General features: G+C 52.5%; 21 protein-coding genes. 17 read left to right on the forward strand and 4 right to left on the reverse strand.

Features of this window, described 5'->3' with window-relative positions; genetic code table 11:
• The first annotated feature begins 3 nt into the window (after window positions 1-3).
• The 6 genes from RCA23_RS05715 to RCA23_RS05735 all read left to right on the forward strand — a co-directional run bounded on the left by RCA23_RS05715 (window position 4) and on the right by RCA23_RS05735 (window position 4,246).
• A complete protein-coding gene (locus tag RCA23_RS05715) occupies window positions 4-984 on the forward strand; it encodes a branched-chain amino acid ABC transporter permease (RefSeq protein ID WP_044049498.1) in 981 nt (326 codons plus the stop codon).
• A complete protein-coding gene (locus RCA23_RS05720) occupies window positions 981-1,763 on the forward strand; it encodes an ATP-binding cassette domain-containing protein (protein ID WP_044049499.1) in 783 nt (260 codons plus the stop codon). Before RCA23_RS05715 ends, RCA23_RS05720 begins: the two co-directional genes overlap by 4 nt.
• A 3-nt stretch (window positions 1,764-1,766) precedes the next feature.
• The gene (locus RCA23_RS05725; protein WP_044049500.1) at window positions 1,767-2,489 is read left to right on the forward strand and encodes an ABC transporter ATP-binding protein; all 723 of its coding nucleotides are present in this window, start codon (window positions 1,767-1,769) and stop codon (window positions 2,487-2,489) included.
• A 6-nt stretch (window positions 2,490-2,495) separates the two neighbouring features.
• Window positions 2,496-3,179 carry an aspartate/glutamate racemase family protein gene (locus RCA23_RS05730; protein WP_044049501.1) on the forward strand — a complete coding sequence of 228 codons (684 nt, stop codon included), beginning with the start codon at window positions 2,496-2,498 and terminating at the stop codon, window positions 3,177-3,179.
• 192 nt (window positions 3,180-3,371) lie between these two features.
• A complete protein-coding gene (locus tag RCA23_RS16435) occupies window positions 3,372-3,542 on the forward strand; it encodes a hypothetical protein (protein WP_169701345.1) in 171 nt (56 codons plus the stop codon).
• Complete coding sequence (locus tag RCA23_RS05735; protein ID WP_044049502.1) at window positions 3,539-4,246, forward strand: IS6 family transposase; 708 nt, start codon at window positions 3,539-3,541, stop codon at window positions 4,244-4,246. Before RCA23_RS16435 ends, RCA23_RS05735 begins: the two co-directional genes overlap by 4 nt.
• A 69-nt stretch (window positions 4,247-4,315) precedes the next feature.
• Here the strand turns inward: RCA23_RS05735 and RCA23_RS16985 are convergent, their stop codons facing one another.
• The 4 genes from RCA23_RS16985 to RCA23_RS05750 all read right to left on the reverse strand — a co-directional run bounded on the left by RCA23_RS16985 (window position 4,316) and on the right by RCA23_RS05750 (window position 6,428).
• On the reverse strand, window positions 4,316-4,504 hold the full coding sequence (locus RCA23_RS16985) for a phytanoyl-CoA dioxygenase family protein (RefSeq protein WP_169701346.1): 189 nt from the start codon (window positions 4,502-4,504) through the stop codon (window positions 4,316-4,318).
• A 162-nt stretch (window positions 4,505-4,666) separates the two neighbouring features.
• Window positions 4,667-5,473 (reverse strand): ectoine/hydroxyectoine ABC transporter ATP-binding protein EhuA, encoded by an 807-nt coding sequence (ehuA, locus tag RCA23_RS05740; RefSeq protein WP_044049503.1) that lies wholly within the window; start codon window positions 5,471-5,473, stop codon window positions 4,667-4,669.
• 16 nt (window positions 5,474-5,489) lie between these two features.
• A complete protein-coding gene (gene ehuD, locus RCA23_RS05745) occupies window positions 5,490-6,188 on the reverse strand; it encodes an ectoine/hydroxyectoine ABC transporter permease subunit EhuD (RefSeq protein ID WP_044049504.1) in 699 nt (232 codons plus the stop codon).
• Between the two features lie 3 nt (window positions 6,189-6,191).
• The gene (locus tag RCA23_RS05750) at window positions 6,192-6,428 is read right to left on the reverse strand and encodes a hypothetical protein (RefSeq protein WP_201770477.1); all 237 of its coding nucleotides are present in this window, start codon (window positions 6,426-6,428) and stop codon (window positions 6,192-6,194) included.
• Between the two features lie 64 nt (window positions 6,429-6,492).
• On the opposite strand from RCA23_RS05750, the gene RCA23_RS05755 reads away from it, so the two are divergent.
• The 11 genes from RCA23_RS05755 (at window position 6,493) to RCA23_RS05805 (ending at window position 17,789) form a co-directional block, all read left to right on the forward strand.
• Entirely contained in the window at window positions 6,493-7,200 is a 708-nt protein-coding gene (locus RCA23_RS05755; protein WP_044049505.1) for an IS6 family transposase, read from the forward strand.
• A 607-nt stretch (window positions 7,201-7,807) separates the two neighbouring features.
• Window positions 7,808-8,932, forward strand: coding sequence for an MHYT domain-containing protein (locus RCA23_RS05760; RefSeq protein ID WP_044051331.1), 1,125 nt, complete (start codon window positions 7,808-7,810; stop codon window positions 8,930-8,932).
• Between the two features lie 115 nt (window positions 8,933-9,047).
• The gene (locus RCA23_RS05765) at window positions 9,048-9,902 is read left to right on the forward strand and encodes an FAD binding domain-containing protein (RefSeq protein WP_044049506.1); all 855 of its coding nucleotides are present in this window, start codon (window positions 9,048-9,050) and stop codon (window positions 9,900-9,902) included.
• A 10-nt stretch (window positions 9,903-9,912) separates the two neighbouring features.
• The gene (locus RCA23_RS05770; protein WP_044049507.1) at window positions 9,913-10,407 is read left to right on the forward strand and encodes a (2Fe-2S)-binding protein; all 495 of its coding nucleotides are present in this window, start codon (window positions 9,913-9,915) and stop codon (window positions 10,405-10,407) included.
• Window positions 10,404-12,830, forward strand: coding sequence for an aerobic carbon-monoxide dehydrogenase large subunit (locus RCA23_RS05775; protein WP_044049508.1), 2,427 nt, complete (start codon window positions 10,404-10,406; stop codon window positions 12,828-12,830). Before RCA23_RS05770 ends, RCA23_RS05775 begins: the two co-directional genes overlap by 4 nt.
• Before the next feature lie 45 nt (window positions 12,831-12,875).
• Window positions 12,876-13,751: an AAA family ATPase gene (locus RCA23_RS05780; RefSeq protein WP_044049509.1), complete on the forward strand. Its 876-nt coding sequence runs from the start codon at window positions 12,876-12,878 to the stop codon at window positions 13,749-13,751.
• On the forward strand, window positions 13,748-14,929 hold the full coding sequence (locus tag RCA23_RS05785) for a vWA domain-containing protein (RefSeq protein WP_044049510.1): 1,182 nt from the start codon (window positions 13,748-13,750) through the stop codon (window positions 14,927-14,929). The genes RCA23_RS05780 and RCA23_RS05785 overlap by 4 nt, the downstream gene beginning before the upstream one ends.
• Window positions 14,926-15,705: an XdhC family protein gene (locus RCA23_RS05790; RefSeq protein WP_044049511.1), complete on the forward strand. Its 780-nt coding sequence runs from the start codon at window positions 14,926-14,928 to the stop codon at window positions 15,703-15,705. The genes RCA23_RS05785 and RCA23_RS05790 overlap by 4 nt, the downstream gene beginning before the upstream one ends.
• Window positions 15,698-16,288, forward strand: coding sequence for a nucleotidyltransferase family protein (locus tag RCA23_RS05795; RefSeq protein WP_044049512.1), 591 nt, complete (start codon window positions 15,698-15,700; stop codon window positions 16,286-16,288). Before RCA23_RS05790 ends, RCA23_RS05795 begins: the two co-directional genes overlap by 8 nt.
• 126 nt (window positions 16,289-16,414) lie before the next feature.
• Window positions 16,415-16,870 (forward strand): SRPBCC family protein, encoded by a 456-nt coding sequence (locus RCA23_RS05800; RefSeq protein ID WP_044049513.1) that lies wholly within the window; start codon window positions 16,415-16,417, stop codon window positions 16,868-16,870.
• On the forward strand, window positions 16,851-17,789 hold the full coding sequence (locus RCA23_RS05805) for an XdhC family protein (RefSeq protein ID WP_044049514.1): 939 nt from the start codon (window positions 16,851-16,853) through the stop codon (window positions 17,787-17,789). The genes RCA23_RS05800 and RCA23_RS05805 overlap by 20 nt, the downstream gene beginning before the upstream one ends.
• The last annotated feature ends 125 nt before the right edge of the window (window positions 17,790-17,914 follow it).

Below are 17,914 nucleotides of genomic sequence, written 5' to 3' on the forward strand. Positions count from 1 at the left end.
GTGATGCTTGGATTTAACTCAAAACAACTCACGGGCGTCGGAATCTTCTTGTTCATGATCTTCATCGGTGTACCCTTTGCAATTGGCGTTACGGGACGCTGGGATTTTTACTTTACCCTCACCTCTGTGGCTCTCTTGGCCATCGCCAGCGCAGGGGTTTGGTTAACCTTTTACATTGGCCGAATTAATATCGGCCAGGGTGCGTTCGCACTGATAGGTGCGTATGTATCAGCTATTCTGGTGGTCAAAGTAGGCTGGTCATTTTGGATTTCGTTGCCTGCGGCGGGCCTATTCGCAGCAGTGGTGGCGATTTTGATCGGCCTGCCAATCCTACGCCTGCGCGGCGTATATTTCGCAATGATAACGCTTGTTTTAACTCAAGTTGTCACTTTAACAGCATTGGCGTTGCCAATCACCAACGGGGCGCGGGGTATCTCAAACATACCTCTGCCCTCGGGTATCTCTGTGTTTGGCATTCCCATCCTGCCTGACTTCGCCGCGATGGAGAGTACCAAGTTGGCCTTCTATTACACTGCGTGCATTATCATGCTCCTAACCTATGCAGCGCTCTACCGTCTGGTGAATTCCCGCCTCGGGCACCTTTGTCGCTCGATGCAACAGAACGAAGAACTCGCCAGTTCCATTGGGGTAAACATTTCCTACATTCGTATCGTGATCTTTGCCATTTCCAGCTTTTTTGGAGGACTTGGTGGAGCCATGTTCGGATCAATCGCGCAGTCGGTTTATCCGTCCAGCTTCCAAGTGGCGGACTCTGTCAACTTCATGCTGAACTGCTTTCTTGGCGGTCTGGGGTATGTTTTTGGCCCAATGCTGGGCACGCTAGTCCTATACTTCGGATGGGACCTATTGTTTGAATTCGGGAAATATCAGATGCTAATCTATTCTACTATCCTGATAATCATCATTCGCTTCCTACCCAACGGGTTACTGAGTATCCGTTTCAGCAAAGGAGGTGACAAATGAGCCCGCTTCTCCAAGTTAAGAATGTGACCAAGAAATATGGTGGCTTGACCGCGAACAATGCGATCAGCTTTGATGTGGCCGAAAATGAAATACTATCGGTGATTGGTCCAAATGGCGCAGGCAAATCTACACTGTTCAAGATGATTGCGTCTTTTACACCAACCACCTCTGGTGAGGTGATCTATCGGGGCGAGCGCATTTCCAACCTAAAGCCGCATATAGTTGCGCGCAAAGGAGTGGTGCGCACGTTTCAGGAGACTACGATTTTCAAAAGTATGACCGTACGTGAAAGTGTTGTAGTTGCGCAGCATTTGCGCGCTAAAGCTTCGCTTGCGGGATACTTTTGGGGTTCAAAGACGGCCAAGGAGGATGTTGCGGCGTTCGGGAAACATGCAGACGAGTTGCTGGAATTTCTTGGTATGTGGGATATCCGCAATGAACAGGCCAGCAATTTACCGCAGGGTAGTCTGCGTGCATTAGGCATTGCAATTGGCCTTGCGACGGATCCACAGGTGTTGCTGCTTGATGAGCCCTTTGCGGGCATGAACCACGATGAGACCATGAACATGGTCGATTTGGTGCGCTCTGTGCGGGATGAACGCGATGTCACGGTCATGCTGGTAGAGCACGATATGCCAGCGGTCATGAATATCTCGGATCGGATTGTGGTGCTGAACTTTGGTGAAAAGATAGCAGAGGGTACGCCTTCTGAGATTCAAAACAATGAAAAAGTTATCGAGGCTTATCTAGGCAGCGTCGACGATGAGATCGGGATGTAAATCATGACAGCCATGTTGGATTTCAAAGATGTCGAACTTTATTACGACCATGTGTATGCGCTGAAGGGCGTTTCACTGAGCGTGAGCCAAGGTGAAACCGTAGCCTTGATCGGGGCCAATGGAGCAGGCAAGTCATCAATCTTGCGCACCATCACTGGTTTAGCCAATCCCAAAAGTGGATCTGTTACATTCGAAGGAGAGCGCGTGGACGGCACTGATCCGTCATCGATAGTTAGGCGCGGCATCGCAATGGTGCCCGAAGGACGCCGCGTCTTTCCTTTTATGTCTGTTAAGGACAATCTGATGATGGGGGCCTTCACGCGCGAGGACAAAGCGGACATTCAGAACACTTTGGAAAGCATTCTGACACGCTTCCCTCGCCTGAAAGAGCGTTACAGTCAGGCTGCCGGAACACTTTCGGGTGGCGAGCAACAGATGATGGTGATTGGCCGTGCATTGATGGCAAAACCCAAGCTCTTGCTGCTGGATGAACCAAGCCTTGGGATCGCACCCAAACTGGTACAAGATATTGCCCGTTCAATCGTTGCAATCAATCGCGACGAAGGCGTTTCGGTGTTGCTGGTCGAGCAAAATTCACGCATGGCGCTGAGCATTTCGCACCGGGCTTACGCTATGGCGACAGGAAACATCGTGATCGAGGGTAACTCGAAAGAGCTGTTGCACGATGACCGGATTAAAGCCGCCTATCTGGGTGGGGAAGTTTGAGCTGATATGAAAATACTCGTAATCAACCCCAATACGACCACCTCAATGACCGACAAGATCGCGACAGCGGCGCGGGATATTGCCCGCCCAGATACCGAAATCATTGCCGCTAATTCGCAAGAAGGACCAGCGAGTATTCAGGGGTTTCTGGACGTCGCCACCTGTATTCCCGGCTTGCTAGCTGAAGTTTCGCGGCATCCGGATGTCGATGCGATCGTTATTGCCTGTTTCGATGACACGGGTGTCGATGCGGTGCGGACACTGGTCGAAGTACCCGTGTTGGGTATTGGCGAGGCCGCTTATCACGCAGCCAGTATGGTCGCCAATAAATTTAGTGTCATAACAACACTTTCACGTTCCATACCGGGTTTAGAAAACAACCTTATGCGCTATGGTCTTCACCAAAAATGCGTACGGGTTCGTGCAACAGATATTCCAGTTTTAAAACTGGAAGAGGGCGATCCGGCAACATTGTTTAAAATCAGATCTGAAATCCGCGAGTCAATCGAGCAAGACAATACAGAAGCAATCGTTCTTGGGTGTGCCGGGATGGCGGATCTTATGGCACAGCTCAGCGAGGAATTCGGACTACCCGTTATTGATGGTGTTGCAGCAGGTGTCACCTTTGCTGAGGCGCTCGTGAACAATCGGTTGAGTACTTCAAAAATTGGAGCCTACTCGGCCGATTGAATGATTGCGGCAAAGGGCACTGTCAGACAAAACGAGCTTGAGACGGGGCGGGCTGTTTCCTAGCCTCTCCGTATGAGAAAACATTAGTGGCTTTATATTTAGCTGACCCCTAAATGCTTGCGAAGGTCAAATGCATTATGCACTACCAAGCCAGCGATCCAAGATAGGACTGACATAATCGGCACCAAGCATATGGCCCTTTCCTTCGACAACCGTCACTGGGATGGACGTGTTTTCACCAAACGAACTTGCCGCGTCGGGGTTGCTCTGCCAATCCTCGGAGCCAACATGGATTTCGGCCCGGCCCTGTCAGAAGAAACCGGCTTGAGCCGGGCAGGGCGGGAGTTTAGCGTTCTGCCATGACAAAACGCTCCCCTTTTCGCTACTTCAAGACGTCCCCCGAGATCATCCGCCTGGCGGTAATGATGTACATCCGGTTCCCGTTGTCGCTACGGAACGTCGAGGATTTGCTGCACGAGCGCGGTATATATATTAGCCACGAGACGGTGCGGTTTTGGTGGAACAGGTTCGGCCCGATGTTCGCCGCCGAGGTCCGAAGAAAGCGGGTTGAGCACCTTCGCGCTCATTCAAATTGGCAATGGCATCTGGATGAGGTTTTCGTGAAGATCAACGGCGAGCGCCATTATCTTTGGCGTGCGGTTGACCACGAAGGCGAGGTGCTCGAAAGCTATGTCACCAAGCGCCGGGATCGCAAAGCGGTATTGAAATTCCTCAGAAAAACAATGAAGCGCTTTGGTCCGCCACATGTCATCGTGACCGACAAACTGCGATCTTACGGCGCTGCGATGAAAGTCGTTGGCAACGCGGACAAACAGGAAACTGGCCGCTGGCTCAACAATCGGGCGGAGAATTCACATCAGCCATTCCGACGAAGAGAACGGGCAATGATCCGCTTTAGGCGCATGCGAACCTTGCAGAAATTCGTCTCCGTCCACTCTTCGGTCCACAATCATTTCAACCAGGAACGCCACCTCTACAGCCGAGAAAAATTCAAGCTTAACCGCGCTGCCGCTCTCGCTGAGTGGCGTCAACTCGGTACGGCATAACGCGACCGTCACTGGCCATTCAGAGACTGGTTCGCATTTGTCTGACAGCACCCTATTCACGTCTCAATTTCAAGCTGAACCGCGCCGCTGCTCTCGCTGAGTGGCGCCAGTTATTGGGCGCGTAAAATTAGGCTGCGCTTGCAAGCTGATGCGAGTGCGCATTTGTCTGACAGCACCATGTGTTCTATTGGGCCCAGAGGCGTGCGCCAGGAGGCAGTGATGCAAGGCTACTTGCCCAGGTTGTAAAACTACATTCACTGTCAATTCCTTTTAATCCCTAGATCTATTTCTTGGACTCGCGTTAAAGCACGTTTTTCTAAAAATGTTTCTGTATGGGGTTCTTTGTTAATAAGATGAGAAAACGGGAGATATTGCTCGTTAGCATCAGTTTTTTAATCATCTAGCTATTTCCTTTTACACTCAATTCGCTGCAAGAACGGCGCTAAGAAATTGTCGAGTTCGTTCGTTTTGGGGGTCTTCGAATATTTGTTGAGGAGTCCCCTCCTCGGCAATTTTCCCCTCATAGAAGAAACAGATTCGATCAGAAATTTCTCGGGCAAATCCCATCTGATGCGTGACCATTAGCATAGTCAAGCTGTGCTCTGAAGCCAGTGAACGAATAACGTTAAGAACTTCACCGATAACCTCAGGGTCCAAGGCCGATGTGACCTCATCGAAAAGCAAGACTTTTGGACGCATCGCCAAAGCGCGTGCTATGGCGACGCGCTGTTGCTGACCGCCTGAAAGCCTTGCGGGATGTTCGTGTATCTTGTCTGCCAGTCCTACCATCTCCAGGAGTTCCTCAGACCGAGCTAAGGCTTCCTCCCTACTCATGCCAAGAACATGCATCGGAGCTTCCATGCAATTTCCAAGTGCTGTCATGTGAGGAAACAAATTAAAATGCTGAAAAACCATGCCAATATTATTTCGCATTTTTCGCAAATGGGCCTCATTCGCTTTAATCAGTAAGTTATTTTGTGACATATGTGTCAACGGCTGACCATCCACATATATGACACCATCGTTAATTTCTTCCAGTGTCATAAGCATACGAAGTACCGTTGTCTTGCCTGACCCAGAAGGTCCTATGATTGACACTATCTCATTCTGTTTTACGTCGAGATCTAGAGAATCTAATACCGTTAGCTCGCCATATCGCTTCGTTACTTTAGAAAATCGTACCATCGGCGGATTAGAGCCAAGATTTAGGGGAAAATTCTCTTTCATTGTTATTGTGCTTTCTTCATTTACGCATGCCTAGCGCTCTAGCGACAAACGACTCGAACCGGCGTAATCCAAAGGCTGTTGGCAACGAGATCAGCAGGAATAATATGCCTACCATAGTGTAAGGTTCCAAATAACGATAGTAAGTTGAACCCAATGCTGTTGCTGCATGCATTAGCTCAGCTACGCCAATCACCATTAACATTGGGGTATCCTTAAAAATTCCGACAAGGTAATTACCCATGCCGGGCAGTGCAGGTGGTAATGCTTGAGGAATGATTACTCGAAAATATGTACGCGTCATTGAGAAGTTCAGCGCCTTACAAGCTTCCCACTGACCTCTCGGTACACTTTCCAAACCGGCTCGATAGACCTCTGATAGATATGCCGCATAATGTAAGCCAATTGCGATCATCCCAGAGGTCCAAGGAGAGAGCCGGATACCGAACTGTGGCCCGACATAAAAAATAAAAAATATTTGCAGAACTAGTGGTGTAGAGCGGATAAATTCGACAATTTCCCGAACTATTAGCGTGACCGTACGTATACCTGTACGCTGAGCCAGAGCGAAGACAAGTCCTATAACAAGTGCAATGGCATAGCCGGTTCCAGCCGCCATTAGTGTGTTCAATGTTGCCCATAGAAGCCGTGGCAGAATCTCGAACACAAAGCTCCACTTCCAGTCGAATTTGGGAAATAATTCAAAACCTTCAAACATGGTTTATATCCTCCCCATCTTTTTGCCCCAGTAACTCTCAAAAGCGCGCATGCCTGGCGAAACTACAACCCTCGCCATTAAGTAATAAATGATCATCGCAGTGCCAAACGATTCAGCAGATAGATAGGTGGTTCCGTTTATTTGCTTGGCTTCAAACATTAAATCTGTTACCGAAATCAATGATACTAAGGCGGTGCCTTTTAGTAGTTCGATCAGAAGATTTCCCCAAGGTGGAAGCATAATTAACGGTACTGTCAGATAAAACTAACTTGAGACGGGGCGGGCGGTTTTGTAGCCTCGCCGCATGACAAAACACTCCCCATTCAGGTACTTTAAAACGAGTCCTGAGATCATCCGCTTGGCTGTGATGCTGTACGTTCGTTTTCCGCTCTCACTCCGTAACGTGGAAGATCTTCTGCACGAACGAGGCATTGAGATCAGCCACGAAACAGTTCGGTTTTGGTGGAATAGATTTGGTCCGATGTTTGCTGCTGAGATACGAAGAAACCGGGTCAGTCGGATGCGATCTTATTCGAACTGGCAATGGCACTTGGACGAGGTCTTCGTGAAGATCAACGGAGAGACGCATTACCTCTGGCGGGCCGTTGATCACGAAGGTGAGGTGCTTGAAAGTTATGTAACCAAGCGCCGAGACCGCAAGGTAGCATTGAAATTCCTCAGAAAAGCAATGAAGCGCTACGGCGGGCCAGAAGTAGTTGTGACGGACAAACTACGTTCCTATGGCGCTGCAATGAAAGTTGTTGGCAACGCGGATCGGCAGGAAACGGGTCGCTGGGTAAATAATAGGGCGGAGAATTCCCACTTGCCGTTTCGACGACGAGAACGCGCTATGCTCCGCTTTCGACAGATGCGATGTCTGCAAAAGTTCGCTGCCGTCCACTCTTCAGTCCACAACCATTTCAATCAGGAGCGCCACTTCTATTCACGAGACAATTTCAAGATCAATCGAACCGCCGCTCTTACTGAGTGGCGCCAACTGTTGAGCGCATAGATTAAAGCTGCGCCAGCAATCCGATGCGAGTTCTCATTCGTCTGACAGCACCCCCTGTCTGTCCGCCATATATATGCATTAAGTATATGTTTTTATTTTTATTAATAATAAAGCAAAAATTCTACCCACAACGCTACCCACAACGAAACGTCAGATCAAAACAGAGTTAATCAGGGGTTACTGCGCCTGATCCCTACGGCTAAGCCGCAGGACCATGGACCGGGGCCCCCCATCATAAGGCCCCGCGTCTCGGACCACGGGCCTTTAGTGTTGGGGGTGTAGATTCATTGGACGGGGGTTTTGTTTGGTAACTGCATCGTTATTCACGCGCCAATTTCAAGCTGAACCGTGCCGTTGCTCTCGCTGAGTGGCGCCAACTATTGAGCGCATAGATTCAGGCTGCGCCAGCAATCTGATGCGAGTTCTCATTAGTCTGACAGCACCCACGAGACAATTTCAAGTTCAATCGAACCGCTGCTCTTGCTGAGTAGCGCCAACTATTGAGCGCATAGGTTCAGGCTGCGCTAGCAATCTGATGCGAGTTCTCATTCGTCTGACAGGATCATATCAATTGCAAAACCTTTCAGTTTTGGTCATCGTCGTCGTTATGGATTTCTTGAATGTCAGCCACAGCAACTTTTTGGTCGGAATGTCTTGCGTTGTCGCGATGGTCTCTGCCTTTACAGCGCTTTCGTTGACGCGCGATCTGGCGGACAGAGTGATGCTTCACAAAAAAGTGTCTATCGCCTTGGCATCGGTGGTCTTGGGCGGTGGTATCTGGGCCATGCATTTTGTGGCCATGCTGGGCTTACAATTGCCGATCTTGTTTTATTATGATGCCGCAATCACATTGGTCTCGGCTTTGTCCGCTATTTTATTGGTCGGCGCAGCGTTGATCCTTTTGCACTTTTTCCAACGGACGCCGCTCATCATCTCGCTGGCCGGGAGCGTTGTGGGTGTGGGCGTTCTTGTCATGCACTACATCGGCATGGCTGCTCTTGAGCTTTGTCGCGCAGTCTACACTACAACCGGTGTCTTCTTGTCATCCCTAGTCGCCATTGCGCTTTGCATTTTGGCATTCTGGATTGCCTACGGTCGACGCACAAACCGCAATATCATTTGGGGGACAATCTGTTTCGCAGGGGCCGTATGCTCGGTTCATTTCCTTGCGATGGCGGGTACTAACTTTGCACCAGAACCCGCCATGCCAGAATTTGGTCCCTCCATGAGCAACGAGACACTGGCCCTTGGCGTTATCTTCTTCAGCTTTGTAATTTTCGGGGCCTGTTTGTGGGTGAGCGTGACCTACTTGGTTGTAGCCACAGACAAAACGGCGACAAGTGAGCAAAACAATCTGCAGACCGCTCCTGTAAAGGCGCAGGTCCTACACATCCCATGCGAGCGGGATGGCGGTAAAGTCTTTGTCCTATCTTGGGACATACGTTTTGTGCGTGCAGATGGCCATTACACCCAAGTCTACACAGCCGACGAAAGGTTGTTCTGCGCTTGGCCCATCACCGAAGCCTCCAAACGTCTATTTCCTGCGGGGTTCTTGCAAACGCATCGTAGCTATTTGGTGAATCCGCATCACGTGGCACGGTTCGAAAGAACGAAGGACGCGGGGCGATGCCTTTTCGCGAGTGACGGTCTGCCCCCAGCGCCAGTGAGCCGAACAAAGTTAAAGGTCATCGGCGAAGCGCTTGCGTCAACTTGCGGCGTAGTTCATGAATAAAAGCGCGCAGTTCGTGCAATAACTCCGTGTTTCATTCATTTTTGCGTGTGTACGTTTGCTGCGGTCTACAGGCTTTAATCAGATTTAAAAAGTTCGCCTCGTGGAGATAACGCTTATGATTCCAGCCGCATTTGAATATTACCGGCCTAAGGATATGGACAAAGTCCTATCTATTCTCGAGGAGCATGGCGATGATGCGCGTGTCATGGCGGGTGGGCACAGCCTGATACCTATGATGAAACTGCGCATGGCTGACGTTCCGCATCTGATCGACCTTCAAGATGTTGGAGGCATGTCAGAGATCGAGATTGGCGCAGACACCATCAAGATCGGTGCGCTTGTCACGCAATCGGACATTATTGATCATGCAGCCCTTGCAGATGTGGCACCAATCCTGCGCGAAGCTGCGTTGCAGATCGCTGATCCGCAGGTCCGTTATATGGGCACTTTGGGTGGCAATATTGCAAACGGCGATCCAGGCAACGACATGCCAGGTTTGATGCAATGTCTTGATGCCAGTTTTACCGTCGTCGGACAGAACGGTGAACGCGTCATCCCCGCTCGCGAGTTCTACGAAGCGGCCTACGTGACCGCACGCGAAGATGGCGAGGTTTTGACCGCAGTCACAATCCCACGTCCCAAGGGCGGCTACGCATATGAAAAGCAGAAGCGCAAGATCGGTGACTATGCGACGGCCGCTGCTTCAGTTCAGATTGTGAATGACGATGGAAAATGCGTAAGCGCCGCGATCGCGATGACGAACCTGAGCGACACGCCCGTATTTTCAAAAACCGCAGGTGATGCACTTGTCGGGACATCAGTGGATGACGCCGCATTAAAGGCTGCCGTGGCCGCCATGCTTGGCGATATCGACCCGACCGAAGATAACCGCGGGCCTGTCGCGTTCAAAAACCACGTCGCTGGCGTCATCCTGCGCCGCGCGATCGCACGCGCCTGGTCGCGGGCGTAAGGAGAAAATCATGTCAAAGAAAAAACACGTCACCCTGAACGTAAACGGCAAGACAGAGGAATTTCTGGCTGAGCCACGCGAGTTGCTGATCTACACACTACGTGAGCGTCTGAATATCACAGGGCCGCATATCGGTTGTGAAACGTCCCATTGCGGCGCTTGTACCGTTACGATCAATGGCAAATCTGTCAAATCCTGCACCATGTTTGCAGTGCAAGCCGAAGGCGCTGAGATCACAACCATCGAAGGCATCGGTGGGCCGGATAATTTGCATCCGCTGCAAGAGGCTTTCAAGGAGCATCACGGGCTTCAGTGCGGCTATTGCACGCCTGGTATGATCACGCGGGCCACTAAGCTGCTTGAGGAGATTCCAAACCCAACCGAAGCGGAAATCCGCTTTGGCATGGCTGGCAATCTTTGCCGGTGCACAGGCTACCAGAACATTGTGAAATCCATTCAGGCGGCTGCGGCCCAGATGAGTGCAGCCAAGGAGGCCGCAGAATGAAAGACGAAATCACACGCGAAGAACGGGTCGATAACCTCAAAGGCATGGGCTGCTCGCGCAAGCGGGTAGAGGATGCCCGGTTTACGCAAGGCAAAGGCAACTACGTCGATGATATCAAACTGGACGGCATGCTGTTTGGCGACTTTGTCCGCTCGCCCTATGCGCACGCGCGGGTGAAAAGCATCAACAAGGATACGGCACTTAAGGTGCCCGGCGTTCTGGCGGTGCTGACAGCCGACGACCTGCGGCCGCTGGGCCTGCACTGGATGCCGACGCTGGCCGGTGACAAGCAGATGGTTTTGGCCGATGGCAAGGTGTTGTTTCAAGGGCAAGAGGTTGCTTTTGTTGTGGCCGAAGACCGCTACGCTGCTGCTGATGGCATTGAAGCCGTCGAAGTAGAGTATGAAGAACTGCCGGTACTTGTGAATCCGTTTGAGGCACTGAAATCTGATGTGGTCCTTCGCGAGGATCTTGTGGCCGCAGACGGGTCTATCCCCGCCGGCGCGCACGGTCCACGCAAGCATCACAACCATATCTTTACATGGGAAGCTGGTGACAAAGACCCTACTGAAGAAGTCATTGCCAACGCTGAGGTCGTGGCCGAAGAATCAATGTACTACCACCGCACCCATCCGTGTCCGCTTGAAACCTGCGGCTGCGTGGCCTCGATGGACAAGGTTAATGGTAAGCTGACCCTGTGGGGCACTTTTCAGGCACCTCATGCCATTCGCACCGTGGTCAGCCTGATTTCAGGGATCGAAGAACACAACATTCGCGTTGTTTCACCCGACATTGGCGGCGGCTTTGGCAACAAGGTCGGGGCGTATCCGGGCTATGTCTGTTCCGTCGTTGCCTCAATCGTCACGGGTAAACCCGTGAAATGGATTGAAGATCGCATGGACAATTTGATGACCACCGCCTTTGCGCGTGATTATCACATGACCGGTAAGATCAGTGCCACCAAAGAGGGCAAGATCACTGGCCTACAATGTCACGTGACGGCCGATCATGGCGGTTTTGATGCCTGTGCTGATCCCACAAAATTCCCAGCGGGTTTCATGAATATTTGCACCGGATCGTATGACATTCCTACAGCATTTCTTGAAGTCGACGGCGTCTATACAAACAAAGCCCCCGGCGGCGTTAGCTATCGTTGTTCATTCCGAGTGACCGAAGCCGTGTATTTCATCGAGCGCATGATCGAGGTCCTCGCTATCAAGTTGAACATGGACTCGGCTGAACTGCGACGGATCAATTTTATCAAGAAAGAGCAGTTCCCCTACAAAGCGGCTTTGGGCTGGGAATACGACAGCGGCGACTATCACACAGCATGGGACAAGGCGCTCAAGACGGTTGACTACGATGGGTTACGCGCTGAACAGGCGCAGCGAGTCGAAGATTTTAAGGCCGGCAAAACTCGCAAGTTGATGGGTATTGGCCTCAGTTTCTTTACGGAAATTGTTGGTGCTGGTCCGGTTAAAAATTGTGATATCCTTGGCCTCGGTATGTTCGATAGCTGTGAAATCCGTATCCACCCAACAGGTTCGGCGATTGCACGGCTTGGAACCATCAGCCAGGGTCAAGGGCACGCGACCACGTTTGCGCAAATCCTTGCGTCCGAGATTGGTTTGCCCGCGGATAGCATCACCATCGAGGAAGGTGACACCGACACCGCACCTTATGGGCTTGGCACATATGGCTCTCGCTCTACTCCGGTGGCAGGGGCTGCTACGGCCATGGCGGGGCGTAAAATCCGCGCCAAGGCACAGATGATTGCCGCGTATCTGCTAGAGGTTCACGACAACGATGTGGAATTCGACGTAGATCGTTTTGCCGTCAAAGGTGCTCCTGAAAAGTTCAAGACGATGAAGGAAATCGCCTTTGCGGCCTACAATCAGGCTATTCCAGGGTTGGAGCCAGGTCTGGAAGCGGTCAGCTATTACGACCCGCCCAACATGACCTATCCATTCGGGGCGTATGTCTGCGTCATGGACATTGATGTAGATACAGGTGTTCCGGAAATTCGCCGCTTCTATGCGCTGGATGACTGTGGTACGCGGATTAATCCGATGATCATCGAAGGTCAGGTGCACGGTGGTTTGACCGAAGCGCTCGCCGTCGCCCTGGGGCAAGAGATCGCCTACGACGACATGGGTAACGTCAAAACGGGGACCTTGATGGACTTCTTCTTGCCGACCGCATGGGAAGTGCCGAACTATGAAACGGACTTCACAGTCACCCCATCTCCGCACCATCCCATCGGTGCAAAAGGCGTCGGAGAAAGCCCGCACGTGGGAGGCGTTCCATGTTTTTCCAATGCGGTGCAGGATGCGTTCCGCCCGTTTGGGAATACCCACACGAACATGCCCCACGATCACTGGCGGATTTGGCGCACGGCCAATGAACTTGGCCTGCATGATTGATGGAAGCGATAGGGCGGGATCACACCCGCCCTTTGGGGAATTCTGATGACTTGGAAAGATCTGCAAACTGCCCTTGGCGGCGAAGGATACGTGGCTTCTGACGACCTGGCGGTTGCTTTGCAACTCGCCTTGTCATTAGGGCGGCCACTATTGCTCGAGGGGGCTGCCGGTGTTGGTAAAACCGAAATCGCGCGGGCGTTATCGGCGGTCAAAGACACAAAGCTGATCCGTTTGCAGTGCTACGAAGGGCTGGACGCCGCGCAGGCGATCTATGAATGGAACTATCAGCGTCAACTGCTCAGCATTCGTGCAGCTTCTGAGGACGGCGTCACGGGCAAAGCTGTTGAGGATCGCATTTTCTCGCGGGATTTCTTGCTGGAAAGACCGCTGCTTGCTGCGATAACGCAAGAGGCGCCACCTGTGTTGTTGATTGATGAGATTGACAGAGCGGATGAAGAATTCGAAGCCTATTTATTGGAAGTGCTGTCTGATTTTCAGATTTCCATCCCAGAATTGGGCACAATCACCGCGACAACGCGGCCTATCGTGATCTTGACGTCGAATGGCACACGCGATCTCTCGGACGCGCTAAGACGGCGTTGTCTTTATACCTACGTTGCATATCCTGAACGTGCGACTGAACTGGCAATATTGAAAGCGCGCTGTCCAGAGGTGGACGTGCGGCTAGGGGAACAGATCGTGGGATTTGTCCAGAAACTGCGCGGAGAAGACCTCGAAAAGACTCCCGGTATCGCAGAAATGCTGGACTTTGCCGCGGCTCTGATGGGGTTGGGTATTGCCGATTTGACCGCTGACCCAGCCGTTCTACAATCGACGCTGACTACTTTGCTAAAGACCCAGAGCGATAAAGCCCAGATAACGCCCGAGGTCGCAGGGCGTATCGCAGGCAAAGCGGCATGAGCCGTGTTACGAAATTTGCGGCCCGCGATCCTAGCCCATCTGCGCGCATCGTGGGCTTCATTGCGCACCTTCGCGAAAACGGTCTGCGGTTGGGCGTTGCTGAGGCAGACTTGGCCATGTCTGCACTTGTCGAGATTGACGCCATACAACCTGGCGACAGCCGCCGGGCTTTGCGCGCCGTATGCACAGGGTGCAAGGAAGAGGCCGAGCGGTTTGACGATCTGTTCGACAGTTACTGGATGGACATGGGTCGAGTTCGGCAAAAAGTTACTCCGTCGTTGAGCAATGCCGTAAACGACGGCGTCCATTCATCGAGTGACGCCACGGGCGAACACACGGGAAGTACCGGATCGGCGACTGCGCCAGATGGTCAGGAAGGTGCTGCTGACAGCGATGGGACTGGTAAACTGATCGCCTCGGAGAATCGCAACCTGAACCGTAGTGATCTACGTGATTTGGTGCGGCCCGAAGAAATTTCCGAGGCAGAGGATGTCGCCCGCCAGATCGGGGCTGCGTTGCGCGACAAACGCTCTCGTCGCCGCGTTGCTGCGCGCAAAGGCGATAGGTTGCATTTTCGCAAAACTATTCGCAGTAGCCTTGCCACGGGTGGTGAACCCCTGCGCCTTTTGCGCAAGCGTCGCCCCGATCGCACGCGCAAGATTGTGGCCTTGTGCGACGTGTCAGGGTCTATGTCCTTATATGCCCGAGTATTTCTAGCCTTTTTGGCCGGGCTGATGCGGGCGGATACGGCGGCTGATGCCTATCTTTTTCACACGCGGCTTGTGCGAATTACCGAGGCACTGCGCGACAAAGATGCAATGCGTGCCATTGGACGCCTGTCATTGATGGCCGATGGATTCGGGGGGGGGTCAAAGATTGGGCAGTCTCTGATGCGCTTTGCGGACACTTACGCCAAACGGTTCGTCGATGGGCGCAGTGTCGTTCTGATCCTGTCGGACGGATATGACACAGAACCGCCAGCCATGATCGCTGCCGCGTTGGAAAAACTGCGAAAACGTGGCTGCAAAGTAATCTGGCTGAACCCTTTAAAAGGTTGGGCGGATTATGCGCCCATAGCAGAGGGAATGGCCGCCGCGCTTCCGTATCTGGACACCTTTAAAGCCGCAAACACACTCGCTGATCTGGCAGCGCTTGAACATGATCTGGTTTCCCTTTGACACAAGCCGAAATCTTCTCAACTGATTTGTCCATGGCCGCGCAGCAATTACGCGACAAGGATGAACCTTTTGCCTTTGCGACTATTGTGCGCACGGCCGGATCAACTGCGGCCAAACCGGGAGCGAAGGCGCTGCTCAGCGCGGATGGAACGATCTTGCAAGGCTGGCTCGGTGGTGGCTGCACCCGTGGTGCCGTAAAGCGGGCAACCCTTCAGGCCCTGCGTGACGGCAAACCGCAACTTGTGTCAGTCGCGCCCGAAGACCTTTTGGCTAAAAAGGGTATCGCCGCTGGCGACACTATCGACGGTACGCGGTTTGCCCGCAATGGCTGCCCTTCTCGCGGGACAGTCGACATATTCATCGAACCTTGTTTGCCCGCACCGCAGCTTGTGGTTTTAGGTGCGTCACCCGTCGCACAAGCACTCAGTTCCTTTGCGCCGCAATTTCATTGGTCGGTCGCCGCAACCTTGGCGCAGAAGAAGCCACATCAACAGCAATTTGTTGTCGTTGCCACCCAAGGACAGGGCGACCTTGATGCACTGAAATCTGCACTGAGCGAAAAAAAAGATCATGTGGCGTTTGTTGGAAGTCGCCGCAAATACGCTGTACTTGCTGAAAAGCTTGTGGCAGCGGGGATTGATCGCTCACTTATTGAAAGCGTTCAAGCGCCCGCAGGTCTGAATTTAGGTGCCGTAACACCCGAGGAGATCGCTTTGTCGATACTTGCACAGTTTGTTCAGATCAGGCGTATGGCGGTGAAACCAAGCCATGCGTGATGTGATCGGGATCATACTGGCCGGCGGTCTTTCACAACGTATGGGAGCGCGGAACAAGCTGCTTTTGCCAGTGAATGGTGTGCCCATGGTTCGCCACATGGTGCAAAACTATGCTGCGGTCGCGACTTGTGTCATCGTGGTGACAGGGCATGAGGCCGGCGAAATAGAGGCCGCGCTTGCTGGCACGAATGTCGTGTTCGTGTTCAATCCGGGTTTCGCCGAAGGGCAGCAAACCTCTGTCGTTTGCGGGTTGCGGGCAGCTGGCGCGGATGGGGTGGTGCTGATGGGGCTTGGCGATCAGCCGCAACTCACGGCAGATGACTTGCGCGCTTTGCTTGACGCACATCAGGTTGCCGATCCGGCGCGCATTTCGATCCCGACGGCAGATGGACGAAGAGGCAACCCGATTGTGATTCCTGCAGAATTGCGTGCGCGCCTCTTGGTCGACGGCAAATCACCCGGTTGCAAAGCATTTACGCGTGCGCATCCCAAATATGTGCAGTTCCACCAGATGAAATCTGCAGGCTTTTATGCCGATGTCGACACGCCCGAAGACTACATCGCCATTGCGGCGGCACAATGAGCGGAAACGTTATGAAAACGCTCAAACGGATCGCTAAACGGTTTCGCCGCAAAATTGCGCTCACCCCCGAACAGGCCGATCTTTTGGCCACAATAAAATTCCCATGCTGCTAAAATAGGACATTCCATGGAACTTTCAGACGAAATCATCATCAACGCGCCTAAGGAAAAGGTCTATGCGGCCTTGAACGACCCAGAGATATTGCAGCAATGCATTCCGGGCTGCGAAGAGCTCATAAAACATTCGGATACAGAACTTGAGGCCAAGGTGGTGCTGAAAATTGGCCCAGTAAAGGCCAAGTTCAGCGGTGATGTCCAACTCGATACTGCAGGCGCACCAGATGCGTTTTCACTCACAGGTCAAGGCAACGGAGGGGCGGCTGGGCACGCGAAAGGCGGGGCCGACGTCACGCTGACTGCGGATGGTCCGAACAAGACGATCTTGCGTTATGAGGCCAAAGCAGCAATTGGCGGTAAGCTCGCGCAATTGGGCAGCAGACTGATCCAAAGTACCGCAAAAAAGCTGGCGGCCAAGTTTTTCAAATCCTTCGCTGATGTTGTCAATGACGACGCCTCAGCCTAACGAAATGGTCTACGCGGAGCACGCGTCTGATATCATTTCAAAGGGAGCGGCGCTCATAGCAGCGTCGCGCCCGTTTGCCTTGATCACATCGTTGGAAATTGAAGGTGGTGCGGCCCGCAACGTCGGCTCACTCGCATTGGTCGATGAAGCTGGGGCAATGACGGGGTATCTGTCCAACGGCTGCATCGACCGTGATATTCAACTTCATGCACAAAAGTCCTTACACACCAAACGCAAGAAATTGATCCGTTACGGTGAAGGCTCTCGATATGCGGATCTGAAACTACCCTGTGGTGGCGCCCTTACTGTGTTGATTGACCCAAATCCAGACACTGACGCGATTTGCGCCGCAGCGGCGTGTTTTGCAAAACGACAGCCCGTGCGCTTGACCTTTCACAGCCCGGACGATTCCGGCGAAGGTTTATCGCGGACATTTGCCTATGATCCGCGACACCGTCTTGTTCTGGCGGGGCGCGGTGCGATCTTTCGATCGATGGCCCAGATTGGCAACGCAACAGGCTATGAGGTGCATCTTCTTTCGCCAGACGCTGCAGACCTTTCGGCTGTTGGGCATTTGTCAGCATCGCCGCCGCTATATTTGACGACCCCAAACAGAGAGTACGTCTTTGACATACTCGATGCCCATTCCGCTTTTCTCACGCTCTTTCATGATCACGACTGGGAGCCGCATTTGCTCCGTTCAGCTTTGACCAGGCCCGTGCGTTTCATTGGCTGCCTTGGAAGCCATCGCACCCATGATATGCGGTGCGAAACATTGCGACATATGGGCGTTTCAGATATTTCACTTGCGCGTTTGCGCGGCCCAATAGGCTTGGTGCCATCCCTGCGCGATGCATCGTCCATTGCTGTATCCGCGCTGGCAGAAATCGTAGCGACATTTCAAAACGCCGATGTGTGACTTTCTAAACTGCCGTCAGAGCCAAGTTGATATTCCACTTAAGCAAAATGAGGCACTTTCAGATTAAACTTGGTTGAAGTGGGCGGGCGGGTACTGTCAGATTAAACTCGGTTGAAGCGAGCAGG

The organism is Planktomarina temperata RCA23 (assembly GCF_000738435.1).
Lineage (GTDB): Bacteria > Pseudomonadota > Alphaproteobacteria > Rhodobacterales > Rhodobacteraceae > Planktomarina > Planktomarina temperata.